18 protein-coding genes are annotated in these 24,451 nt (G+C 55.8%); 7 read left to right on the forward strand and 11 right to left on the reverse strand.

Features of this window, described 5'->3' with window-relative positions:
• Positions 1–1,389 carry a sugar porter family MFS transporter gene (locus ACVKSX_RS15030; protein ID WP_010253379.1) on the reverse strand — a complete coding sequence of 463 codons (1,389 nt, stop codon included), beginning with the start codon at positions 1,387–1,389 and terminating at the stop codon, positions 1–3.
• A gap of 271 nt (positions 1,390–1,660) precedes the next feature.
• Here ACVKSX_RS15030 and ACVKSX_RS15035 point away from each other — a divergent pair, with 271 nt between their 5' ends.
• On the forward strand, positions 1,661–2,320 hold the full coding sequence (locus ACVKSX_RS15035) for an epoxyqueuosine reductase QueH (protein WP_010253376.1): 660 nt from the start codon (positions 1,661–1,663) through the stop codon (positions 2,318–2,320).
• On the opposite strand, the gene ACVKSX_RS15040 is transcribed toward ACVKSX_RS15035, so the two are convergent.
• Positions 2,321–2,821 carry a helix-turn-helix domain-containing protein gene (locus tag ACVKSX_RS15040; protein ID WP_192073261.1) on the reverse strand — a complete coding sequence of 167 codons (501 nt, stop codon included), beginning with the start codon at positions 2,819–2,821 and terminating at the stop codon, positions 2,321–2,323.
• A 344-nt stretch (positions 2,822–3,165) separates the two neighbouring features.
• Here ACVKSX_RS15040 and ACVKSX_RS15045 point away from each other — a divergent pair, with 344 nt between their 5' ends.
• Positions 3,166–4,188 carry an alpha/beta fold hydrolase gene (locus ACVKSX_RS15045; protein WP_010253371.1) on the forward strand — a complete coding sequence of 341 codons (1,023 nt, stop codon included), beginning with the start codon at positions 3,166–3,168 and terminating at the stop codon, positions 4,186–4,188.
• Positions 4,189–4,214: 26 nt separating this feature from the next.
• Here the strand turns inward: ACVKSX_RS15045 and ACVKSX_RS15050 are convergent, their stop codons facing one another.
• The 5 genes from ACVKSX_RS15050 to uxuA form a co-directional block, all read right to left on the reverse strand.
• Positions 4,215–5,183 carry a GGDEF domain-containing protein gene (locus ACVKSX_RS15050; protein WP_010671514.1) on the reverse strand — a complete coding sequence of 323 codons (969 nt, stop codon included), beginning with the start codon at positions 5,181–5,183 and terminating at the stop codon, positions 4,215–4,217.
• A 103-nt stretch (positions 5,184–5,286) separates the two neighbouring features.
• A complete protein-coding gene (gene hemB, locus ACVKSX_RS15055) occupies positions 5,287–6,264 on the reverse strand; it encodes a porphobilinogen synthase (RefSeq protein WP_010671515.1) in 978 nt (325 codons plus the stop codon).
• Positions 6,265–6,391: 127 nt separating this feature from the next.
• Positions 6,392–7,897 (reverse strand): glycine betaine/L-proline transporter ProP, encoded by a 1,506-nt coding sequence (gene proP, locus ACVKSX_RS15060; RefSeq protein ID WP_010253365.1) that lies wholly within the window; start codon positions 7,895–7,897, stop codon positions 6,392–6,394.
• A 424-nt stretch (positions 7,898–8,321) separates the two neighbouring features.
• Positions 8,322–9,929 carry an EAL domain-containing protein gene (locus ACVKSX_RS15065; RefSeq protein ID WP_089414983.1) on the reverse strand — a complete coding sequence of 536 codons (1,608 nt, stop codon included), beginning with the start codon at positions 9,927–9,929 and terminating at the stop codon, positions 8,322–8,324.
• Between the two features lie 287 nt (positions 9,930–10,216).
• Positions 10,217–11,401 (reverse strand): mannonate dehydratase, encoded by a 1,185-nt coding sequence (uxuA, locus tag ACVKSX_RS15070; RefSeq protein WP_354439419.1) that lies wholly within the window; start codon positions 11,399–11,401, stop codon positions 10,217–10,219.
• Between the two features lie 149 nt (positions 11,402–11,550).
• Between uxuA and ACVKSX_RS15075 the strand changes: the two genes are divergently transcribed.
• Positions 11,551–12,234 (forward strand): FadR/GntR family transcriptional regulator, encoded by a 684-nt coding sequence (locus ACVKSX_RS15075; RefSeq protein ID WP_010253357.1) that lies wholly within the window; start codon positions 11,551–11,553, stop codon positions 12,232–12,234.
• Here ACVKSX_RS15075 and ACVKSX_RS15080 read toward each other — a convergent pair.
• The gene (locus ACVKSX_RS15080; RefSeq protein ID WP_010253354.1) at positions 12,223–13,278 is read right to left on the reverse strand and encodes an AI-2E family transporter; all 1,056 of its coding nucleotides are present in this window, start codon (positions 13,276–13,278) and stop codon (positions 12,223–12,225) included. The two genes, ACVKSX_RS15075 and ACVKSX_RS15080, sit on opposite strands and share 12 nt — an antisense overlap.
• A 300-nt stretch (positions 13,279–13,578) precedes the next feature.
• On the opposite strand from ACVKSX_RS15080, the gene ACVKSX_RS15085 reads away from it, so the two are divergent.
• A complete protein-coding gene (locus tag ACVKSX_RS15085; protein ID WP_033785697.1) occupies positions 13,579–14,802 on the forward strand; it encodes an MFS transporter in 1,224 nt (407 codons plus the stop codon).
• Between the two features lie 84 nt (positions 14,803–14,886).
• On the opposite strand, the gene ACVKSX_RS15090 is transcribed toward ACVKSX_RS15085, so the two are convergent.
• Positions 14,887–15,702, reverse strand: a complete 816-nt coding sequence (locus tag ACVKSX_RS15090) for a TIM barrel protein (protein WP_060681237.1) — start codon at positions 15,700–15,702, stop codon at positions 14,887–14,889.
• A gap of 421 nt (positions 15,703–16,123) precedes the next feature.
• Between ACVKSX_RS15090 and ACVKSX_RS15095 the strand changes: the two genes are divergently transcribed.
• Together ACVKSX_RS15095 and iolB are read left to right on the forward strand one after the other, a co-directional pair.
• Positions 16,124–17,629 (forward strand): CoA-acylating methylmalonate-semialdehyde dehydrogenase, encoded by a 1,506-nt coding sequence (locus tag ACVKSX_RS15095; RefSeq protein WP_010671520.1) that lies wholly within the window; start codon positions 16,124–16,126, stop codon positions 17,627–17,629.
• A gap of 119 nt (positions 17,630–17,748) precedes the next feature.
• A complete protein-coding gene (iolB, locus tag ACVKSX_RS15100) occupies positions 17,749–18,567 on the forward strand; it encodes a 5-deoxy-glucuronate isomerase (protein WP_010671521.1) in 819 nt (272 codons plus the stop codon).
• A 98-nt stretch (positions 18,568–18,665) separates the two neighbouring features.
• On the opposite strand, the gene ACVKSX_RS15105 is transcribed toward iolB, so the two are convergent.
• Both ACVKSX_RS15105 and ACVKSX_RS15110 read right to left on the reverse strand, forming a co-directional pair.
• Positions 18,666–19,508, reverse strand: coding sequence for a MurR/RpiR family transcriptional regulator (locus ACVKSX_RS15105; RefSeq protein ID WP_010253340.1), 843 nt, complete (start codon positions 19,506–19,508; stop codon positions 18,666–18,668).
• 496 nt (positions 19,509–20,004) lie between these two features.
• On the reverse strand, positions 20,005–21,918 hold the full coding sequence (locus tag ACVKSX_RS15110; protein ID WP_033773070.1) for a bifunctional 5-dehydro-2-deoxygluconokinase/5-dehydro-2-deoxyphosphogluconate aldolase: 1,914 nt from the start codon (positions 21,916–21,918) through the stop codon (positions 20,005–20,007).
• A 545-nt stretch (positions 21,919–22,463) separates the two neighbouring features.
• Between ACVKSX_RS15110 and iolD the strand changes: the two genes are divergently transcribed.
• Complete coding sequence (iolD, locus tag ACVKSX_RS15115; protein ID WP_010253337.1) at positions 22,464–24,404, forward strand: 3D-(3,5/4)-trihydroxycyclohexane-1,2-dione acylhydrolase (decyclizing); 1,941 nt, start codon at positions 22,464–22,466, stop codon at positions 24,402–24,404.
• The last annotated feature ends 47 nt before the right edge of the window (positions 24,405–24,451 follow it).

The following is a 24,451-nucleotide window of genomic DNA, read 5'->3' on the forward strand; positions in this document are numbered from 1 at the left end:
TTACGCCCCGATGTCACGCAGCGCTTTACCCTTCATCAGATTGCGTTCAATGTGCTCCAGCGTCACATGTTTGGTCTCCGGCACCAGCATCAGCGTCAGCACGATAAATACCAGGTTGAGTGCGCCGTAGAACCAGAAGGTGTTGGCATTACCCAGCTGATCCAGCATGGTCAGGAAGGTGGCGCCAACAATCATATTGCCGACCCAGTTAGTGGTGGTGGAGGCGGTAATGCCGAAATCACGCCCTTTCAGTGGCTGAATCTCTGAACAGAGCAGCCAGATCACCGGTCCGGCCGCCATCGCAAAGCCGACGATAAACATCAGCAGCATCGCGACAGCAAAGTATTTGCGGAAATCTGTTTCAACGCCGATGTGCAATAGCGTTCCCAGCACGCCCATGCCAACCGCCATCACCAGAAAACTGGTGGTGAGCATCGGCTTGCGACCCCAGCGATCGACAAAGAAGATCGCAATCAGCGTGGCCAGCATATTGACCAGCCCGACAATCACCGTGCCCCACATCTGCTCACTGGTGCTGGAGAAGCCGGCGATGTTGAAGATTTTAGGCGCGTAATACATCACCACATTCATGCCGGTAAACTGCTGCATAACCTGTAGCAGCATACCCAGCCACACCGCGCGGCGGAAATTGCCATTAGAACGGAACAGCGACCAGCCGCGCTGCTTCACCTGCAGGCTTTCCCGGATCTCTTCCAGTTCCTCCCGGGCCTGTTCGCTGCTGTTACGCAGCCGATCCAGCACCCGCTGCGCCTCGTTAAAGCGTCCGTGCGCCGCCAGCCAGCGCGGACTGTTGGGCAGAAACAGCACGCCGATAAACAGGATCACCGCCGGAATGGCGATCACGCCGAGCATCCCGCGCCAGTTACCGCTGTAGCTGAACGCGGTGTCGGAGAGATAGGCCACGACAATGCCGGTGGTCAGCATCAGCTGGTACATCGAAATCATTGAGCCACGAATACGTTCAGGCGCAATCTCCGCCAGATAGAGTGGCGCGGTGTAAGAGGCGATTCCCACCGCCAGACCCAGCATCACGCGGGCACAGACCAGCGACTCCACATCCGGTGAGAAGGCTGACCACAGCGAGCCAATGACAAACAGCGTCGCGCCCGCCAGCATACTTTTCTTGCGTCCCAGCTTTGATGACATCCAGCCCGCCGCTAGTGCGCCCAGCGCCGCGCCAAACATCATCGAACTCACTACCCACTCCTGCTGATGGTTAGTGATCTGCAAATCCTTCGCCAGAAACGGCAAGGCACCTGCAATGACGCCGATATCCAGACCAAACAGCAGGCCGGACAGCGCAGCCATAAAACAGACGAACCAGGTAAAGCGGTTCTGTTGATTTCCCGATTTTTTTGCCGCGACCATGCGAGTCTCCTTGCGGGGGGTCAGTGTCAAGATTGTTAATGTTATGTAAACATAGTCGATGCCAGTGTGGGGGCGATCACACTTCCGGCTATCACCGGTGCCACACAGCATTGCTGCGATAAGAAAGCATCAGAGATCAGCGGGTTGGTTCAGGAGAGGGAAACCGCGGCCGGGGCACGATTACGCAAAACAGGGCGCGTCAGGTCAGGTTTTGCAACTGCCCGCCTGCGGCATTACACTGCCGCTTTACTGCTATTGATTGAAGGTGCTTATGTCTGAACCTTTCCAGCGTCAGCCGCTGCCTCTGCCGGGCGGCCATAAAAAAGTCCTGCTGCACTCCTGTTGCGCACCCTGCTCGGGTGAGGTGATGGAAGCGATGCTGGCATCCGGCATTGAATACACGATCTATTTCTACAACCCGAATATTCATCCGCTCAAAGAGTATGAGCTGCGTAAAGAGGAGAATATTCGCTTTGCCGAAAAATTTGGTGTGCCGTTTATTGATGCGGACTATGACCGGGATAACTGGTTTGAGCGGGCGCGCGGCCTGGAGTGGTCACCGGAACGGGGTGAACGCTGCACCATGTGCTTTGATATGCGCTTTGAACGTACGGCACTCTATGCCCATGAGAACGGCTTTCCGGTGATGACCAGTTGCCTGGGTATTTCGCGCTGGAAAGATATGAAGCAGATTAACAGCTGCGGAGTCCGCGCAGCGGCGGCGTATCCGGATCTGATGTACTGGGATTTTAACTGGCGTAAAGGCGGCGGGTCGTCGCGCATGATTGAAATCAGCAAGCGCGAGAGTTTCTATCAGCAGGAATATTGTGGCTGTGTCTATTCACTGCGCGACACCAATCGTCATCGCGTCACCCAGGGACGTGAGCGTATTAAGATTGGTGTGCAATATTATCAGCCGGATGAATCCTGATTAACCTGGATCGCGGAAAGCGTCTGCCGGCGCATATCCGCGCGCTGAGCGCGTAACAGGCCGGATTGTTACGCCACAGCTCTGCTTTATGCTTTCCGCCCGACCGTAACTGCACAACGCACAGGGATCATCAACGTCGTCCAGCTGCTGCTTTGCCTCGTCCTTCATCAGACGTTTACGGCAGACGCTCGGCGTGCAACCCATAATCTGCTTAAAAGATCGGGTAAAAGATTGCTGGCTTTCAAAATGGTATTTCAGCGCCAGGCTGATGATGGGCGTGCGGCTGTTTTTTAAATCATGAACACTGGCGTTAAGCTTTTTCTTACGAATATATCGCGCCAGGGTTTCATTATGATAACGGGCAAAAAGTTTCTGTAAATACCACTTAGAGTAACCCGCCTTTTCTGCAATATCATCAACGCTTAAACGCTGATCCAGATTATTATTAATCCACTCAGTGATAGAGACGATTACGCTTTCGTTATATTTATTTTCGTTCATAGAACCCCCTGTTTGATTTAAGAAGATTCTAAAATATTTATCTTAATGTGCTTATTCTTTGCGTAAAGATTTTTCAGGATTTTAATCGTTATCTCTGAAGATATTCATTTGAGGGGGTGTTATTAATAAAAAAGATGAATTGTGATTAATCTGTTGGTAATTGTAGGTGAATGAATAAGTGGTTCCGCGGGACAATAATCAAAATGAGCCGTGAGTCCGCAGCCAGACTCACGGTTTACCTTGCCGGAATCTCTGTAATCACGGCTATAGCACGGCACATCAATAGATTTTTGGCTGCGACATGCCAGGCTTACGGCTCACCTTTAACCTGGAGAACCCCCCGGATGAGCCCGACATACGCGCTGAAAAAACCGCTTGCCGCCTTGCTCACCTCGCTGGCGTTATTTGCTCATGCACCTGCCAGTGCCGCTGGTGTGTATGGCGAACAGCTGGAAGGATTTCAATACCCCTATCCGTTGCAGCATTTTGATTTTAAATCCCAGCAGCAATCGCTGAGTATGGGCTATATGGATGTGAAACCGGCGCAACGGGCCAACGGCGAAACCGTGGTGCTGATGCACGGTAAAAACTTCTGTGGCGCGACCTGGGAAGAGACCATTCGCGCACTCAGTCAGCAGGGATATCGCGTTATCGCGCCCGACCAGATTGGCTTCTGCAGCTCGACCAAACCAGCCAGTTACCAGTACAGTTTTCAGCAGCTGGCAGATAACACCCATCAGTTGCTCACCCGGCTGGGTGTGAAGAAGGCGGTGATTATGGGTCACTCCACTGGCGGGATGCTGGCAACACGTTATGCGCTGATGTACCCGGAACAGACACAGAAGCTGGTGCTGGTTAACCCGATCGGGCTGGAGGACTGGAAAGCCAAAGGCGCACCGTGGCGATCCGTGGATCAGTGGTATCAGCGCGAACTCAAACTCAGCGCAGAGGGCATTAAGAAGTATGAGCAGCAGACCTACTATGTCGGTCGCTGGAAACCCGAATATGACAAGTGGGTTGATATGCTGGCCGGACTCAACAGTGGGCCAGGGCACCAGAAGGTGGCGTGGAACTCCGCCTTAATCTACGACATGATCTTCACTCAGCCCGTATTTTATGAATTCGGCGATCTGAAAGTGCCCACCACGCTGATGATCGGCACCTCAGACACGACTGCCATCGGCAGTGATATCGCTCCGGCAGAGGTGAAAGCCCGGCTGGGTGATTACGCGGTACTGGGGAAAGAGGTCGCAAAACGCATTCCGGGGGCGCGCTTAATCGAATTCCCCGGTATGGGACACGCGCCGCAAATGGAAGAGCCGGCAAAATTTAACCAGACGCTGCTCGACGATCTGGCGCGTCCCTGAACCGTCAGGCGCTGCGGCGCCTGACCTTAGATCGCCACGCGTTTCTGCTTTTTACTGAGGTACATCTGCTCATCGCTGTCGTGCAGCAACTGCTCCAGCGATTGCGGATGCGCCGCGTCAAACTCCACGACGCCGGACGAGAATTGCAGGCGGTAACGGCGGTTCAGACTGACTGATTGCTGTTGCAGATAACGGTCAAACTGCAGGAGCAGCGCTTCGCTCTGCTGCTGCTGCAGACCATTAAACAGCACCACAAACTCATCGCCGCCCAGACGGGCAAACAGATCCGAATGCTTAAACACCACTTTCATCGCATCGGCAAAGTCCATCAGCGCGCGGTCGCCTTCGCGGTGGCCCAGCGAGTCATTAATCTGCTTAAATTTGTCGAGATCGAGAAAGGTCAGGCAGGCGGGCCGGTTTTTCAGCCGGCACTCGTTCAGCACCATCTGTCCCAGCGTCATAAAGCCGCGACGATTGGTGATCTGCGTCAGTTCATCACAGGTGGCAGTCTGAAAGGCGACCAGTTCCGCTTCGGCCATGGCGGCCAGGTCGCGCATCGTGGCCTGATCCTCTTCATTAAACTGACGCGGTTCACGACCAATGATACAGAGGGTACCCATTTTAGCGCCGCCCGGTGCCCGCAGCGGACAGCCGGCATAAAAGCGGATGTGCGGTTCGCCGGTAACCAGCGGATTATCATAAAAACGTTCATCTTCTGCGGCATCTTCAACGATCATAATCTCATCCTGCAGGATGGCATGACCGCAAAAGGAGATGTCGCGGGGAGATCCTGCGGGTTCATAGCCCTGAGCGGATTTAAACCACTGATGATCAGCTTCCAGCAGGCTGACTAACGCGATAGGAACGTCATACAGGCGGCGCGCCAGACGGGTTAAACGATCAAATCGTTCTTCCGCTGGTGTGTTCATTATGTTCAGCGCACGCAACTGCGATAAACGTTGTGCCTCGTCGGCAGCGATTTCAGGTGCTTTCATCACAGAGCCCTTTATTTTTTTAGCTCAAGCCAGGTTCTGGTGTTTGCCTTACGGCGAAGAAGAAGAGCGTGACATAGCCATCACGCTCTTTATAAGGAGGGGATCAGAGCACTTTTTGTTCGGCGAGATCAAGGGCGAAATAGCTGAAAATAAGGTCTGCACCGGCACGTTTAATCGCACCCAGGCTTTCCAGCACCACATTGCGTTCATCAATGGCACCGGCCTGAGCGGCAAATTTGATCATCGCGTATTCACCACTCACCTGATAAGCCGCCAGCGGCAATTCGGTACGTTCACGGATATCGCGCAGGATATCCAGATAAGCACCTGCCGGTTTCACCATCAGTGAATCCGCGCCCTGTGCCGCGTCGAGCAGCGATTCACGGATCGCTTCACGGCGGTTCATCGGATTCATCTGGTAGGTTTTACGGTCGCCTTTTAGCGCCGTTCCGGCCGCTTCACGGAACGGGCCGTAAAACGAGGAGGCGAATTTGGTGGAGTAGGACATGATGGCGGTCTGAGTGAAGCCCGCCGCGTCCAGTGCCCGGCGAATCGCCTCAACCTGACCATCCATCGCCGCTGACGGGGCGATGAAATCCGCACCGGCTGCTGCGGCAACGACGGCCTGCTTACCCAGGTTTTCCAGGGTAGCATCGTTATCGACGCCGTGATCACACAACACGCCACAGTGGCCGTGGCTGGTGTATTCACAGAAGCAGGTGTCAGACATCACGATCATTTCTGGCACGGTATCTTTGCAGATGCGGGACATACGTGCCACCAGACCGTTCTCGTTCCAGGCATCGCTGCCGGTGGCATCGGTGTGGTGCGAAATACCGAAGGTCATCACCGAGCGGATACCCGCTTTGGCGATGCGCTCAATTTCATAGGCGAGACGTTTTTCCGGAATACGCATCACGCCAGGCATCGCCTGAATCGCTTTGTAATCGTCGACTTCTTCTTCAACAAAGATGGGCAGAGCCAGATCGTTCAGGCTCAGTGAGGACTCCTGGAACATTTCACGCATTGAGGCGCTGGCGCGCAATCTTCTTGGGCGCTGGATAAGGGAATAATCAGACATTTTCATTCTTACGCAGGTGAAAAAAGTGACAACAGTTTACTCCCTTTGCCCGCGAGGGATGAAGGTTTGTGTGCGGTCAGAGAGGGGGAAAAGAACTCTCCCGCCGGACGGCGGGAGAGCAGAACGGTTACTCGTTGATATCCGGATGCTGCTGCACCAGGTTTTTACGTTTCGCTTCCAGGCGGGAGATCTCTTCGTCGATATCTTCGATTTTGTGCTCGATGTTATCGTGATGTTCCTGCAGGATTTCGCGCGCTTCTTCCATATCAGAAGCCGCCGGTGTCGCGCCTTTCAGGGGCTTATTGGCAGTTTCTTTCATGTACAGACCGGTAATCAGACCAATCACTGCCACCACCATCAGATAGTAGGCTGGCATGTAGAGGTTATTGGTCGTTTCTACCAGCCAGGCGGCCAGCGTTGGCGTCAGACCGGCAACCAGTACCGAGATGTTAAACGCACTCGCCAGCGCACTGTAGCGGATGTGCGTCGGGAACATCGCAGGCAGTGAAGAGGCCATCACGCCAGTAAAGGCGTTGAGGATTACCGCCAGCAGCAGCAGACCACCAAAAATCAGTCCCAGTACGCCACTGTTGATCATCATAAAGGCGGGAATTGCGAAGATCATCAGGGCGATACTGCCGATGATGACAAACGGACGACGACCGAAACGGTCACTCATCATGCCGATCATTGGCTGGACAAACAGCATACCGATCATGATGGCGATGATAATCATCACACCGTGGTCTTCGCTGTAGTGCAGGTTATGTGACAGGTAGCTCGGCATGTACGTCAGCAACATGTAGTAGGTGACGTTAGTGGCGATAACCAGACCGACACAGGAGAGCAGGCTGCGCCAGTGTTTGGTCGCAATCTCTTTAAACGATACCTGTGGACCATCCTGCAGGCCTTCGCGGTCGCCCTGTTCCAGTTTGTCTACGTGCTGCTGGAATGCCGGGGTCTCTTCCAGCGCATGACGCAGGTAAAGACCGATAATTCCCAGCGGCAGCGCGACGAAGAACGGCAGACGCCAGCCCCACTCAAGGAAACTCTCTTCTCCGATAATGGAGGAAATCAGCACCACCAGGCCCGCACCGAGCACGAAGCCCGCAATCGAACCAAAGTCGAGCCAGCTTCCCATAAAGCCGCGTTTACGGTCAGGCGAATATTCGGCCACAAAGATTGAGGCACCGGTATATTCACCGCCCACCGAGAAGCCCTGAGCCATCTTCGCTAACAGCAGCAGAATAGGTGCCCAGATGCCGATGGAGGCGTAGGACGGTATCAGGCCGATACAGAAAGTACTGACCGACATGATGATGATGGTGATGGAGAGGATTTTCTGACGACCATATTTGTCGCCCAGCATACCGAAGAACAGTCCACCCAGCGGGCGAATCAGGAAAGGAACAGAGAAAGTGGCGAGCGCCGCTATCATCTGAACGCCCGGCGAAACGTCCGGGAAAAAGACCTTACCCAGCGCATAGGCCACAAAGCCATAAACACCGAAGTCGAACCACTCCATCGCGTTGCCCAGAGAGGCCGCGGTGATGGCTTTACGTAAACGGGTATCATCGATGATAGTCACATCATCGATCCCAATTGGTTTTACACGCTTCCTACGCAATTTCATAGAATTACCCTGTATTGGAACACGAAAGTCCTCAACGGCGCGAGCCGGGTGTGAGTCGTTCAGACCGCTGCGTTGAGAAATTTAAGCATAGCCGTAAATAAGCACTGTTTATGCGCCGGCAGACACAATAATTACTGTTGTGATTATTGCGAACAGCGACAGAGTATACCGTTTTTGTGTGATATCTGTCATGTTTGGGCTACATCCGGCCTGTTTTTACAACAAATAGAGCTGTTTGCAACCGCAGAAAAATTATCACTGAGCGTGACGACCGCCGTTTTTTTCAGCAAAACAGGGTCAAAGAGAGGGAAGTTACGGGCCATGCTGGCACCGGAAGCGGTTATCCGCTTTGCATCACAGGGCGGAGAGCAGAAAGATGAGTGAATGTTGCTCGACTGGCGGTTCAGCTGCAATCTGCTCTGGTTCAGACGTCGGGTTCCTGCCGGGTCTGAAGAGCCAGCTCCCGCTCAATCGGCTGTTCGCCCCGATCGGTCAGCCAGGCAACCAGCGCCGTGTTGTCCATCGGGCGGGCATAATAATAGCCCTGGATAAAGACCACGCCGCGCCGTTGCAGATAGCTGAACTGTAACGCGGTCTCAACGCCTTCTCCCAGCACTTCCAGCTCAAGCTCATGGCTGAGCTGGATAATGGCGTCCAGCACCGGCGTTCTGCCTTCCAGAGATTCAATCGCGTTGATAAAGCCGCGATCGATTTTCAGATAATCTATCGTGAAGGTCTGTAAATAGCTCAGCGAACAGTGACCGGTCCCAAAATCATCAATCGCGACCTTCATTCCGCAACCACGTAACTGCTCCAGCTTGCGAGCCACCTCAGCGCCATCTTTGATCAGGCTGCGTTCGGTCAGCTCCAGGGTAATCAGGAACTGCTTATCTTTGATCCGTTCGGCAAACTGCAGCATATCGTCGACAAAGTCAGGATGCTGCAGATGATCCGCCGCCACGTTAATGGCCAGGTGGAAATGGGGCTCAACCTGCCACGCCTGCACATCCTCTGCAATTAAATCGAGCAGATGGCGGGTCAGCGGCACAATCATGCCTTCCGCTTCTGCTGCGCCGATAAAAATATCTGGCCGCACGCCTTTACCGTCGGGCGTTGTCCAGCGCAGCAGGGCTTCAGCGCCGCTGCAGCGTTGCAGCCGGTTGTCGTAGACCGGCTGATAGTGCGCCCTGAACTGGCCGCTGGTGATGGCCCGGCGAATCTCATCGCGCCATGAAATACGCCGTTTCAGCCAGTTCGCCATCAGCATCATCAGCAGAATAGAGAAGATAGCGGCCATCGGCATGATGATAAACATCACCTGACGCCAGGCCGAGATCAGTTCAGAGGGTGAGGCAATGAGGGTGACAGAGAGCGGATAGCGGTGGGAGAGGGCCTGATAAATCATGGGTTCAAACCAGCTGGACGCGGCGATGTGCGGATCGCCAAACGAGATCGGCGCGCCGCCGCTGAACGTCATGCTGAAATGATAGAGATGGCTGCTGCTGATCGCGCGCATAAAATCGATCAGATACTGGCCATCAATCACTGCCCAGAATCCCTCGCCATCGGGCAAATCGCGCATAAAAATCACGGCCGGACGATTCGGTACGCCCGATGTCCCGGCAATGGACAGACTCCACCAGGCTTTTCCGGTAACCGGCGCGTCGCGCATGATCATCTCTTTCAGCAGGCCTGGGCGTGAACCATACACCGACGAGCAGGCGATGTGATCCTGCTCCATTTTACCGATCGCGCGAAAATAGGGGTTGAGCGAGCCAATGCGCTGCAACTGGTTTTCAATCTGGCTGCAGGGCTGATGATGAAACTGGCGCAGCACGGTAATCATATCCCAGGCGCTGTCGCTCATTCTCTCAGCCTGAGATAACAGCGTATTCGCCGCGGTGACCTGCTGCTGATGCACGGTGTGGCGCGCATCCAGGGCGGTGAAAAAAATGCCAATAATCAAAGGCAGCACGCCGGAAATAATAATCACCAGCCTGGCGTAGTCGCGTTTTCGTTTCAGTAGCGGCACCGCTGAATCCTCTGAGTATTATTGGTGTTATGCGGAGGTGCTGATCAGTGGCGCAGCATAGCATCTCTCCGGGCGGTGCAGATTAGCGTTTTTGCGATCAAGAGAACTGACTAAGGTCAATTATCGACCAGACATTGCATTTTTTGACAGGTTGTTTGGTTTTCGTTGCGATGCAGCAAAACAATCAGGTGAAAACGGGAGGCAGGCAGGGTAAAAGGCCGATCCGCCGCAGTGGCCAGGAGAGACCCTGGCCCGTCACAGGGCGGGCGCAGGGCAGGACGTTTTACTTAATCGGCAAAATAGATCTGTTTCAGCGCTACTTCAACGCCGCGCAGTTCGGCAAGGCCTTTCAGGCGGCCAATGGCGGAATAACCGGGATTGGTGCGCTTATGCAGGTCGTCCAGCATCTGATGGCCGTGATCGGGACGCATGGGAATCGCCCGCAGGTTGCCCGCCCGACGGCGGCGCTGCTCTTCCGCCAGAATAACCTTGATCACGCCGACCATATCGACGTCGCCCGCCAGATGCGCTGCTTCATGGAAGCTGGCTGGGTTTGCCTCGCGTTTCGTGGCGCGCAGATGGATAAAATTAATGCGGTCGGCATAGGTTTCCGCCATCTCAACCAGCGCATTGTCGGCACGCACGCCATAGGAGCCGGTACAGAAACAGAAACCGTTGTGCAGACTGTCCACGGTTTCTTTCAGCCACTGCATATCTTCCTGGGTAGAAATAATGCGTGGCAGGCCCAGAATAGGACGTGGTGGGTCATCCGGATGCACCGCCATTTTAACGCCCGTTTCCTCCGCAACCGGCACAATGGCGCGCAGGAAGGTGGCCATATGCTCGCGCAGTTTCGCTTTGTCGATGCCGTCATACTGCGTCAGCTGCGCCTGAAACTGCTCCAGGGTGTAACCCTCTTCGGCGCCTGGCAGACCGGCGATAATATTGCGCACCAGGGTGCTTTTCTCTTCTGCGCTCATGGCGGCAAAGCGCTGAGCGGCGGCCTGCTGCTCGGCAGCGCTGTAATCCTGCTCCGCCCCCGGACGCTGCAACAGATAAAGCTCGAAGGCCGCGAAAGCGTCGGCGTCGAAGCGCAGCGCTTTTGCGCCATCCGGCAGCGTCCAGGCGAGGTCGGTTCGCGTCCAGTCCAGCACCGGCATGAAGTTGTAGCAGACGGTATCAATGCCGCAGGCGGCCAGATTGCGTATCGACTGCTGATAATTAGCGATATAGCGAAGGTAGTCACCACGCTGGGTTTTAATCGCCTCATGGACCGGGATGCTCTCTACCACCGACCAGACCAGACCTTTTTCCGCCAGCAGTGCCTGACGCGCTTTAATCTCCTCAACCGGCCATACCTCGCCGTTAGGGATATGGTGCAGCGCCGTCACAATGCCGGTCGCGCCCGCCTGACGCGCATCATCCAGTGAGACCGGGTCGTTGGGGCCGTACCATCGCCATGTATGTTCCATTTTTACTCCTCAACTGTGATGTGGCCCAGTGGTCAGGCCGCTGGGCCAAGAGTATGATAGTGGACAAAACAGGGCCGTGATCCGGATCGCAGCATGACAAACTGCATCGGTGAAGAGATCGCTTTTACGTGCAATCAGAGGAGAGGGTGATGACGCTGCCAGTAATAAAAACCGAGCGCCTGTACCGTCAGATCGCCAACGTCATCATGGCCGGTATCACGCGCGGTGACTTTGTGGCAGGTGGGTTGCTGCCACCGGAGCGTGAGCTGGCAAAACAGCTGGGTGTCAGTCGTTCATCAGTGCGTGAAGCATTGATTGCGCTGGAGATGACCGGCTGGGTCGATATCCGCACGGGCAACGGCGTTTACGTCGCCCAGCCGTTGCCGCAGGCTGCGGTTCCGCAGGAGAGCGAAACCTGCAGTCTGCAGGATCTGTTGCAGGCGCGTGAAGCCTTTGAAGGGATGCTGGCAGGATTTGCCGCACGTAACGGCACTACCGTTCAGCGGGCAGCACTGCTGGCGCTGACCGCTGAACTGCAGCAGTACAATGAAAACGACGCGGCCTTTCTGGAGCAGGACAAGCGCTTCCATCTGCTGATCAGTGAGATGAGCGGCAATGATGTATTACGCGACCTGCTGGAGCAGTTATGGAACCGGCGCCACAGCCCGCATGTGCAGCGACTGGAGCGCCATTATGCCGATAACAGCTTCGCGCAGGAGATGAACGCTGACCATCAGCAGATCGCCAATGCGATTGTGGCGGGCGATGAAGCAGCAGCCCGTCAGGCGATGGAGAGCCATCTCCAGCACGTGCAGCAGCGGCTACTTGGTTAATGCCCGTGCCCGCTTAGGTCGTCCGGTGCCCAGCATAATCGCCAGACGGCTGCCGCCTGGCGTGGTTTCCATCAGAATTTTAGTAATGCTGGTGAGCGGCACCGAGAGCAGCATGCCGACCGGACCGAGCAGCCAGCCCCAGAATACCAGCGACAGAAACACCACCAGTGTCGATAAGCCAAGACCGCGCCCCATCAGGCGCGGCTCCAGCATATTGCCAAACACCATATGAATCGCGGTAAACAGCGCCGCCACCATCGCGGCATCAAACAGGCTGTTCAGTAACAACGCCTGCAGGAAGGGCGGGATACCGGCAATAATCGGGCCGATATTGGGAATAAAGTTGAGGATAAACGCTACGACACCCCATAACAGCGCAAACTTCACATCCAGCAGATAGAGACTCAGCCAGACCGCGATGCCGGTTATCAGACTCACCAGGGTTTTCAGCGCCAGATAGTGCGTGACGCCTTTCAGCGCTTTATGCAATCCGGCGATGCGGATTTTCGGATTCACCAGCGCGTTGCGCATTTTATAGGGCAGGTGATGGACCTCAAACAGCATAAAGACCACGGTCAGCACCAGCAGCACGGTATTGGTCATCGCGCCGGAAAAGCCGCTCAGTGCCACGGTAGCCAGGTTCATCATGGTATTAGGATCGAAACGCTGTACCAGCGCATCGGTTGAAATATTAAGATGAAAGCCCGCCGCCAGATGTTGCAGCACCGTCATTTTCTGCTCCATGGTGGCGCGCAGTTGCGGATAGAGATCGGAAAACTCGCTCATTGAGCTGGCAATAATGGCACCCAGCAGCACGAGAGCGCAGAAGATCACCGTGATCACCAGTCCAATCGCCAGTCCACGGCGGAAGCCACGCCGCATCAGCATCGTCACCAGCGGATTCAGCACAATGGCAAAGAACGCCGCCAGCAGCAGCGGAACCAGAATATCGGACGCTGCCCGAACCCCGGCGAGGATAATGACCAGCATCGCCAGTTTTATCAGAATATTTTGTCCGATCTTTTCCCGTTGCAGCTCGCTCATTCTCTCTCTCATAACGTAATTTGGCTGTTGAAAGTGTAGCTGAAACAAAATTAACAATCTGATTTATCAGAGAAACGGTAAAGCGCGGTGGCAGGTGGGTGAGGTAATCAGCGCCACAGCACTCAGCTATCGCGGCAGAGCAGCAACTCCCCATTGTTCCGGTTTTTACCCGGCTTTCTGCTGCACGTCCGGGCAGGGGCAGCCGCCCGATAGCCGTGTCATTAAGATGCGCCAGTGGCGAAAGCGGGTATAGTTAAAGGATAAACCTTATCATTCAGCCAAATACGAGCGCGAGGACTCATGCCTGAACAGCCTGCCGCGGAACCGAACACCCCATCCGGAAACCTGCACATCTCTCTGCTGATCCTCTCTATCGTGGCCTACAACTTTGCCAGCTATCTCACTATCGGTCTGCCGCTGGCGGTATTGCCAGGATGGGTGCATGACCAGCTGGGCTTCAGCGCATTCTGGGCGGGCCTGGTGATCAGCCTGCAATATGTGGCGACGCTGCTGAGCCGCCCACACGCCGGACGCTATGCCGATCTCTGGGGGCCAAAGAAAGTGGTGGTGACCGGCCTGGTGGGCTGTCTGATCAGCGGGTTATGTATTTTGCTGGCGGCGCTCATCGAATCACCGCTGTTAAGCCTGACGCTGCTCTGCGTGGGCCGCTTGATTCTGGGCGTGGGCCAGAGTTTTACCGGCACCGGCACCTCGTTGTGGGGTGTGGCGCGGGTGGGTTCGCTGCACATTGGCCGGGTTATCTCCTGGAACGGCATTGTCACTTATGGCGCGATGGCGATTGGTGCGCCGCTCGGCGTGGTGATATTCCGGGCGGGTGGCCTGCTGTGGCTGTCGCTGGTCATTGTTGCTATCTGCGTGGTAGGCATCGTCTGCGCGGTGCCGCGTCCGGCCGTAAAAGCCAGCCGGGCCAGACCTCTGCCGTTTCGTGCGGTGCTGGGGAAAATCGCCGGTTTTGGTGCGATTCTGGCGATGGGTTCGGCGGGTTTCGGTGTCATCGCCACCTTTATTACCCTGTTCTATCAGGATAAAGGCTGGGAAGGGGCCGCCTTTGCGCTCTCCCTGTTCAGCGGCGCTTTCGTCGGCGCGCGCCTGCTGTTCCCGAATGCGATTAACCGCCACGGCGGTCTGCGGGTCGCCAGCATCTGCCTGGCGGTTGAAGCCGCCGGACTGTTTCTGGTGGCCGCAGCGGGTGATCCCTGGATGGCAAAAGCAGGCGCATTTCTGACCGGTGCCGGGTTCTCGCTGGTATTCCCGGCGCTGGGCGTGGTTGCGGTAAAAGTGGTGCCGCAGCAGAATCAGGGCAGCGCGCTGGCGACCTACACCGCCTTTATGGATCTGTCGCTGGGCATAACCGGGCCACTTGCCGGATTCATCATGACTTATGCGGGTGTCTCACGCGTCTACCTGCTCACTGCGCTGCTGGTCTGCGTCGCTTTTTTCTGCACGCTGCGCATGCAGCGGCGTCAGGCGGTGTTGCCGGCAGCAGACGATTCTTCAGGATAAAAAAAATGGCCCAGCAGCGGGCCAGAACGTCTTTTCAGACACAGATAAACCGATTAATGGTGCGCGCAAAGCGCAGAACAGGATTCAGGCTTGCAGCAGTTCAATACTGTTGCGGATCTGGCGTTCAACCTCCGCAGGGGTCCAGTTGCTGAGCTGACTGGAGAAAGGCTCAAAGGCATAAACGCCCTTATAGCCAAGCATCTCCAGCCGCTTCACCTGCACCACGCTCTTCAGTACATCGTTATCACTTAGCATGATGCGTTCTTCATCGGTCAGTTCGGCGGTCGGACGGCGATCTTCCACGCCCGAAAGGTGCACCAGACCAATCTGGTTAACATCAATGCCTGCTGGGAACTCCTGCTCAGCCTGCTCATAGAGATGATGGTGAAAGGTATCCAGCAATAACTTAAAGGGCACGTCCGCCGCGGCGATCAATTGCTGCGTTTGTACCGCCGAACGCAGCGAGCTGACCGGAAAACCCAGCGGCTCCACCAGACCCTGAATGCCATAGTGGGCAAAACGCGGGGCCAGCTGCTGCATCGCCGCCTGGGTTTGCTGAGGCGACACGGCAATTCCCTCATTCAGCGGACACATGACCAGCGCCTTTGCACCAATCTGTTGTGCTGTCTGTAACAGTGCTTCGGCCCGGGCCAGTAGCGCGTCATCAATGCGGTTAAACGGATAGAGCGCATTAATGGTGATGATATCAATATGATACCTGTCGGTCAGAGCGCGCAGCTGATCGGTGCTGAGATCGTCAGTGACGCTGCCGCCCGGCATGTCATTACGCAGTTCAACCTTGCTCAGCCCCAGACGCTGAACCAGCTGAAAAAATGCCTCCAGCGAGAGCCGGGGCGCAATTTTGCGGTTGATACAGAAACGGGTTGGATCGATGGCCATGCGCTGACTCCGGGACAGGAGGATGATGCGACCAAAGAGAACATTTATTTCATTAATAGTGAATAATGAAACGCAAATTATTAGATCAGCCTCGCATTAATTTCATATTCCGTTTCAGCCCGATGCATAAAGGCTGGATCGACTTCGCAGTAAAACGCCCAAACCACTCCCCGGCTATTACCCTGCTACGCTAAGGCTGGCCGCTATTAGTGGCCTCCCGTCATCGTGATGCCGCGAGAGACTAAGTGGCGGGAAAAATGCGATCTGTGCCGCTAAAATCAAATTTTCCAAAAAGAACCATTTGAAAAATTTGTTCCACTGTAATAGCTTCATAGCACGCTTTCAGGTTTGCCTGGTCAGGCAGTGTGGCAGGTCGCATGGTCCGTCTGCAGGGAACTTAACCATCTAAAGAGGCAACATCATGACAATCATAGGTAACTTTATTGGCGGTAAAACCACTTTCAGCGCCAGCAACGAAACCATTCCTGTTTACGATCCGGCAACCGGCAAAGTGGTACGTGAACTGACGCAAAGTACCGCTGATGAAGTGGCCCAGGCGATTGGTGTCGCGCATGACGCTTTTGCTGCCTGGTCGAAAACCTCGCCGCTGCGTCGCGCCCGCGTTCTGTTCAACTTTAAAGCTCTGATGGAGAAGCACCGTGATGAGCTGGCGGCGCTGATTGTCTCTGAGCACGGCAAAGTCTGGTCTGATGCGCTGGGTGAACTGACGCGTGGCATCGAAGTGATTGAGTTTGCCTGCGGGATCCCCCATCTGCTCAAAGGCGAATATTCCCCGAACGTCGGCAGCGGCGTTGACAGCTACTCGCTGATGCAACCGGTCGGCGTCGTGGCGGGCATTACGCCGTTTAACTTCCCGGCGATGGTACCGCTGTGGATGTTCCCGATAGCCCTGGCCTGCGGTAACACCTTTGTGCTGAAGCCACCGGCGCTGGATCCTTCCGCGGCAGTGCGTATGGCTGAACTGCTGACCGAAGCGGGCCTGCCCGATGGCGTATTTAACGTCGTACACAGTTCCAATGAAGATGCTGAGCAGCTCTATAAAGATCCGCGTATTGCCGCGGTGAGCTTCGTCGGTTCTTCTGGCGTGGCTGAGCATATCTATAAAACCGCCAGTGCCCACGGCAAGCGGGTACAGGCGTTTGGCGCGGCGAAAAACCACGCTATCGTTATGCCGGATGCCGACCTGGATGCCACCGTCAACGCCATTATGGGTGGTGCGTTTGGCTCTGCTGGTGAACGCTGCATGGCGCTGCCGGTTGTGGTCGCCGTGGGCGATGATACCGCCGACAAGCTGATCGCCCGTCTGACTCCGCTGGTGAACGCGCTGCGTATCGGCCCTGGCATTAATCAGGGCGCTGATGAAAATGAGATGGGACCGGTCGTTTCGGCGGCGCACCAGAAGAAAGTGCTGGGCTACATCGACAAAGGCGAGCAGGAAGGCGCGAAGCTGGTGGTCGATGGCCGTAACGTGCAGGTTGCAGGTCACGCCGAAGGTTACTACGTCGGCGGCACGCTGTTTGATCATGTCACCTCTGAGATGGTGATCTGGCGTGAAGAGATTTTCGGGCCGGTGCTGAGCATCATGCGCGCGCCGGACTACGACAGTGCGCTGCAACTGGTTAACAGCCATGAATTCGGCAACGGCAGCGCGATTTTCACCAGCAACGGTCACACCGCACGTGAGTTTGTGCAGAACGTTGAAGCGGGTATGGTCGGTGTCAACGTGCCGGTTCCGGTGCCGATGGCGTTCCACAGCTTCGGCGGCTGGAAGCGTTCAGTGTTTGGCGCGCTCAATGTTCATGGGCCGGATGGCGTGCGTTTCTATACCCGCATGAAAACGGCCACCGTACGCTGGCCATCCGGTCAGCAGACCGTATCTGAATTCAGTATGCCAACCTTAGGCTGATTCATTTCAACGCTGATCCCGGTGCGCGACCGGCAGGATAATCTGCCGGTCGCTTTGTTCGCTGGCACCGCGCCCGCGAGCCCACCGCAGCGTCAATCGTGACAGAGAGGAGTATCAGGATGTCTTTACTGTCGAAAGCACAAGCCCCTGACGCGCAGGGTCGTATTCAGCATGTGACGCCTGAGCGCGCCGGCTGGCGTTATGTGGGATTTGATGCCTATTTGCTGAAGAAAGGGGAAACCCTGCGTCTCAGCAGTGGTGATAAAGAGCTGTGTCTGGTGCTGGTGGCCGGGCTGGCCTCGGTAAAAACCCGCCATGCTGATTTTCCCGGTATCGGTCAGCGCATGTCGCCTTTTGAGCGCGTACCGCCTTATTCCGTTTATGTGCCGCATGATGATGAAGTAGAGGTTTACGCTGACAGCGATCTTGAGCTGGCGGTCTGTAATGCGCCCGGTCAGGGGAATCTGCCTGCGCGCCTGATTGCACCAGCCGATGTCGGCGTTGAGCATCGCGGAAAAGGGCGCAACCAGCGCCTGGTTCACAATATCCTGCCTGACAATGAACCGGCTGATAGCCTGCTGGTGGTGGAAGTCTATACCAACGAGGGCGATACCAGCTCTTATCCCAGCCACAAGCACGACCAGGAGGAGAGTGAAAACGAAACCTACCTGGAAGAGACCTACTATCACCGTTTCGATCCGGAACCTGGCTTTGCCATGCAGCGCGTCTACACCGACGACCGTTCCCTTGATGTCTGTATGGCACCCTATAATCGCGACGTGGTGATGGTACCGCGCGGCTATCATCCGGTAGCGACGCTGGCGGGATACAATAACTACTATCTGAACGTGATGGCGGGGCCGGTGCGGCTGTGGAAATTTACCTGGGAGAAAGATCACGCCTGGGTGAACAGCGACAGCTATCCACGGAAAGCGTAAGTCTTCGCTGAAAAATAAACAGCAATCACGGTTTATAATCCGCGTTCATATCAGTAAAAAGGGCAGCCTGTCGCGCTGCCCTTTTTTGTGTGTGGAACTCAGCTGGTCTTTGCGTTGTTCAGTGCCAGCGAAACCGCCAGCGTCTGTGCCAGGCAGAGTGAAGCGACCTGCGAACGGAAGCCATCGACCTGCGCTTCACGTACCACAAAGCAGACATCGCTGAAGGCGGCCAGCGGACTGACCTGACTGTCGGTAATGGCAATCTGATGCGCACCGCGTTTGGCACCCATTTCAACCACCTCGACCGCTTCACGTGCATAAGGCGAGTAGCTGATCGCAATCACCACATCTTTCGGGTTGACCAGGCTGAGCTGCTCGGTAAACATCCCGCCCAGTCCATCAATCAGGAAAGCGCGGCGCTCCAGATGACGCAGCGCGTAGACCAGGTAGGAAGCGACGCTGAAAGAGCGGCGCAGGCCGATAACATAGATATTCTCAGCCTCATTCAGCAGTTTCACCGCTTTGTTCAGCTGCTCAGGATTAACCTGCATCGCCAGCTGCTGCAGCGCCTGGCTGTTAACCATGGTAAAGACGTTGAGGATTTCCGCCGGACTTTCAGGCGCACTGGCGCTGTCGTCCGTGGAGGTCTGGCGAAACAGGCGAGCGCGCTCGGTATAGTTGACCGTCTCCTCCATCAGGTGCTGACGAAAAACCTGTTTCATTTCGTTGAAGCCGCTGAAGCCAAAAGCATTCGCAAAGCGGATCAGCGTCGACGGTGGCACATCAGCCTGCTGAGCAATCGAGGCGACGGTATCGAAAGCAATACTGTTACTGTTATCAAGGATGTAGCGCGCAACCTGTTTAAGACGCTTGCTCAGCGTTTCATAGCGGCGACGAATATCGTCCTGCAAGAGAGAAAGTTGGGTGGGATTATTGTTCATCACTTCTGCCCGTATAATTAGAATAATGGCTGCATAATGAGCGCTATAGTATCAGATGGATGGAAAATTTCATTTCTTTGCGTCAACGACGCGGTTTATTTCATGGCTTTATGAAATGGTTCACAGATTAGCCTCAGCGCCCGAGGCGCGCCTCTGCACAGGTTATAACAGGATGAAAACCGGCGTGGAAAGTCAGTGAGGAGAAGAGGGATGCGAGTAAAAACGCCATCCCGGGTGTGATGGCGTGAGATTGTTGAAAAGTGTGCCCCTTCCAGCTGTAAGACTGTGCAGGCTCAGGTAACACGGTCAGATCGGAAAGTCGCTAAAGCCATCCCTGGCCGCTCGGCCCGCACCGTCCCTGGCGCGGGACGCTTTCCTCCTCTGACCGTGTTACCTGCGCATTGAGCTTATTCGTTGCGGCAACATTCACCCTGCTTTGAATGAGTCAGCAGTCTGAGGCTATCCTGGTTGAGACAGCCTCTGGCAGAGCAGGAAATCAGGCGCGGGCAGCGCGCCAGTACTCAATCAGTCGCAGATAGTTGCCTTTAACCGTCTCAATCAACGCCTGATCGTCCAGCTCCCCCTGTAACCACTGGCGGGAAGGCTGACCAAAGATAGTGCGGCCTACCGCAAAACCTTTCACCCAGGGCGCTTTGGCCGCCGCGGCGAAGCCCGCTTTAAGCTTCTCTTCGGGCGCATCCAGACCGAGTAACAGGATGCCGCGACAGTGGGGATCCTGCTGCTCAATCAGACCGCTGATCGCCTGCCAGCTTTCCGCCGACAGCGGTGGCAGTTTCCACCAGTCAGGCTGGATGCCCAGACTGTAGAAATGGCTCAACATATCAAAGTAATACGTTTCATTCTTATCCGGATTGTTGTCAGGCAGAATCACTTCCAGCAGCAGCTCATGACCGCTTTTGTTACAGCCGTTCCAGACGTCGAGCACCAGCTCATCCTGCTCTTTACGCAGTTCAGCACTGTCATGCGGATGATAGAAGACCAGACATTTCACCACGTGTTCGGCAGGCCAGTCGATCAGCTGCGAGCCGATGTTGCCATGCTCCAGGCGCAACGGACGCGAGCTCGGCAGCTCAATCGGGCGGCCAATCCACCAGTTCTTACCGGTGATGGCGTTCAGCGCCTTCTGACCGTAGGTCGTATCCGCCAGAATTCCGCTTTTATTCTCTAATCCTGCCTCTCTGGCAGCCTGCTGAGCGGCTTCCAGCAGCAGCAGTTTCAGCTCCGGAATGCGGCTCTCGTCCACGCCCGCTTCCTGCGCCATATCCGCCAGCTGTTTGCGGTGGTCAAAGGCGAAGACATTCAGCTCCGGCCACTGCTGCTTGCGGGTAGTCACGCGGTGCAGATGGTTCAGACGGCTGTCGAGATCGGGACGCTTCACCTCTTTGTCGCGACTCAGGAAATCATCCAGCTCCGCTTTGGTTGGCATGGCGGGCGCACAACCGTGGCGTGACACCACCAGCGCTCCACAGGCGTTGGCGTAACGGCACGCCTGAGTCCAGCCCTCATCATTCAGCCAGCCGCGCAGCAGGCCAGACATAAAGGCATCGCCCGCGCCCAGCACGTTGAGAACCTCGACGCGTACGCCCGTGTGCAGCTCAGTCTGTTCCCAGCTATCCGGGATCTCGCCTTCAAACACCACGCAACCCAGCGGTCCACGTTTGCAGACCAGCGTCGCCTGACTCGCCTGACGCACGTTTTTCAACGCGGTCAGGGTGTCGGTGCTGCCACCGGCAATATGAAACTCCTCTTCGGTGCCGACGATCAAATCGAAATAGTGCACCACTTCCTGTAACTGCTGCGTGACCTGTGACGACTCAATAAAACGCGTTTCACCGTCGCCCAGAGAGGTCAGTCCCCACAACACTGGGCGGTAATCGATATCCAGCGCCGTGCGCAGGCCGTTGCGGCGGGCGATATCCAGCGCTTTCAGCACTGCTTCGCGGGTCTGAGGATGGGATAAGTGAGTGCCAGTAACCGCCACGGCGCGCGCAGAGGTAATAAAGGCTTCGTCGATATCGTCCGGAACCAGGCCCATATCGGCGCAGTTATCGCGGTAGAAAATCAGCGGAAAAGTCTCTTCATCTTTGATGCCGAGGATCACCAGTCCGGTCAGACGCTGCGGATCGGTGATTAGCGCATCGGTGTTACAGCCTACGCGCTGCAACTCTTCACGCAGAAAGCGACCATTATGCTCATCTCCCACCCGCGCCAGCATCGCCGATTTCAGCCCCTGAATCGCGGTGCCATAGGCGACATTGCCCGACGAGCCGCCCAGATATTTAGCAAAGGAGGTGACATCTTCCAGTCGCGCCCCGATTTGCTGGCCATAAAAATCAACGGCGATGCGCCCGATACAAATCACATCAAGCGGTTTCTGTTGTGTACTCATACCTGTGGTTTCCTTCTGTGATTAGCAGCGCTGGCGGGCGTAAAGACCGACACCAGTTTCGCTCTGCTTCCGGGTCTGTAGGTGTCTGACTGGCTATGAGGGGAGTATGAGGAATAAAAATTCCATATTCAATACGAAATGAAATATCCATCGCAATTTTGTGAACCAGGTAAAACTCCTGATTGCCGCCCGCCTGCGCGAACTCTGCCAGCGTGATGTGCGGTATGTCAGGGTTGTGAAGGGGATCGCAGGAATCCGCACGCCAGTCAGGCAAGCTGCTGCATTGAAATGAATTTTTTCATCAGGCACCACTCTCTGTTAAACGTTCCAGATTTCCCCACTGCAATCGCCCGCCAGACCTGTTGCCGTCATTAAATTTGATCTCACTCGCAAAATGAAATGTTTCTTCTGTAATCGTGTTTTATGAAAAATATATTTGTTTATAATCGCCTCACGTTTCAGTTATTCAGGTCGCCTTTTCCGCCGATGACAACGCCTGGCGTGCTGTCGCGGAAGTCGGGGTCCACCAGCATGTAAGGAAGAATATGGGCACTATCAGACTGACCACGGCACAGGCGCTGGTTAAATTTCTTGATAATCAATTCATTGATGTTGATGGCGTTGAGACGAAGTTCGTAAAAGGCATCTTCGCCATTTTCGGACATGGCAACGTGCTGGGGCTGGGCCAGGCGCTGGAACAGGATAGCGGCGATCTGGTGGTCTACCAGGGCCGTAATGAGCAGGGCATGGCTCATGCAGCCACCGGCTTTGCACGCCAGTCGCTGCGCCGCCAGATTATCGCCTGCAGTTCGTCTGTGGGGCCTGGTGCGGCCAATATGATCACCGCCGCGGCGACCGCTACCGCCAACCGCATTCCTCTGCTGCTGCTGCCAGGCGACGTCTTCGCCACCCGTCAGCCCGATCCGGTGCTGCAACAGATTGAGCAGAGCTACGATCTCAGCATCAGCACCAACGATGCCTTCCGCGCCGTCAGCAAATACTGGGATCGCGTCAGCCGCCCGGAACAGCTGATGTCCGCCTGTATCAACGCCATGCGTGTACTGACCGATCCGGCAGAAACCGGCGCGGTCACGCTGTCGCTGCCGCAGGATGTGCAGGGCGAAGCCTGGGATTACCCGGACTACTTCTTCCAGAAACGGGTGCACCGTCTGGATCGCCGCCTGCCGGTGGCGGCGCAGCTGGCAGATGCCCTGACGCTGATTAACCGTAAGCGCAAGCCGATGATTATCTGCGGCGGCGGAGTGAAATACTCCGAAGCGGGCGAGGCGCTGCGCCAGTTTGCCGAGCGCTATCAGATTCCCTTTGCGGAGACGCAGGCGGGCAAAGGCACGCTGGTCTCTGACCATCCGCTGAATGTCGGCGGCGTGGGCGAAACCGGCTGTCTGGCGGCTAACCTGCTGGCGAAAGAGGCCGATTTAGTGATCGGCATCGGCACCCGCTACACCGACTTCACCACCGCGTCGAAATGGATTTTCCAGCATCCCGATGTCAGCTTCCTGAACATCAACGTCAGTAACTTTGACAGCTACAAGCTCGATGGCGTGCAGCTGCTGGCCGATGCCCGCGAAGGGCTGACCGCGCTCACCGCCGGTCTGGCCTCGCAGCACTACAGCAACGACTGGGGCAACCAGATTGAGCAGGCGCAGAGCCAGCTGCTGAAAGAGACGCAGCGTGTCTACCAGGTGGAATATCACGATGGCGACTTTGTGCCGGAGATTGCGGATCATCTCGACCGCGAAGCGGTGTTCGCTGAGTTTAACCGCCTGACCCAGTCGCTGCTGACGCAAAGCAGCGTGCTCGGCACCTTAAATGAGCAACTGCCAAAAGACGCAGTGGTAGTGGCAGCGGCGGGCAGTCTGCCGGGCGACCTGCAGCGCGTCTGGCGCACCAAAGATTACAACGCCTACCACGTTGAATATGGCTACTCCTGCATGGGTTATGAAGTGAATGCCGCGCTGGGTGTGAAGCTGGCGCAGCCGCAGCGCGAGGTCTATGCGCTGGTCGGTGATGGCTCCTTTATGATGCTGCACTCAGAGCTGGTCACCTCGATTCAGGAAGGGGCGAAGATCAACGTAGTGCTGCTGGATAACATGACCAACGGCTGCATCAATAACCTGCAGATGGAACACGGCATGGACAGCTTTACCACCGAGTTCCGGTTCCGTAATGCGGAAGGTGGCAAGCTGGACGGCGGCTTTATCCCGGTCGATTTCGCCGCTATTGCCGCCGGTTATGGCTGTAAAACCTATCGTGTGACCACGCTGGAGCAGCTCAAAGCGGCGCTGGAAGATGCCCGTACCCAGACGGTTTCCACCCTTATCGACATCAAAGTGCTGCCAAAAACCATGATCCACAAATATTTCAGCTGGTGGCACGTCGGCGTGGCGCAGGCCTCGAAGACCGAACGTTCTCAGGCGGTGGCGGACAAGCTCAACAGCCATCTGGATCAGGCACGAAAATATTAATTTCAGGGCCGTGCCGCGGCCCGTTTTGCTCTTCTCCGTACGAACCC

This window comes from Pantoea sp. PvP021 (assembly GCF_054056055.1).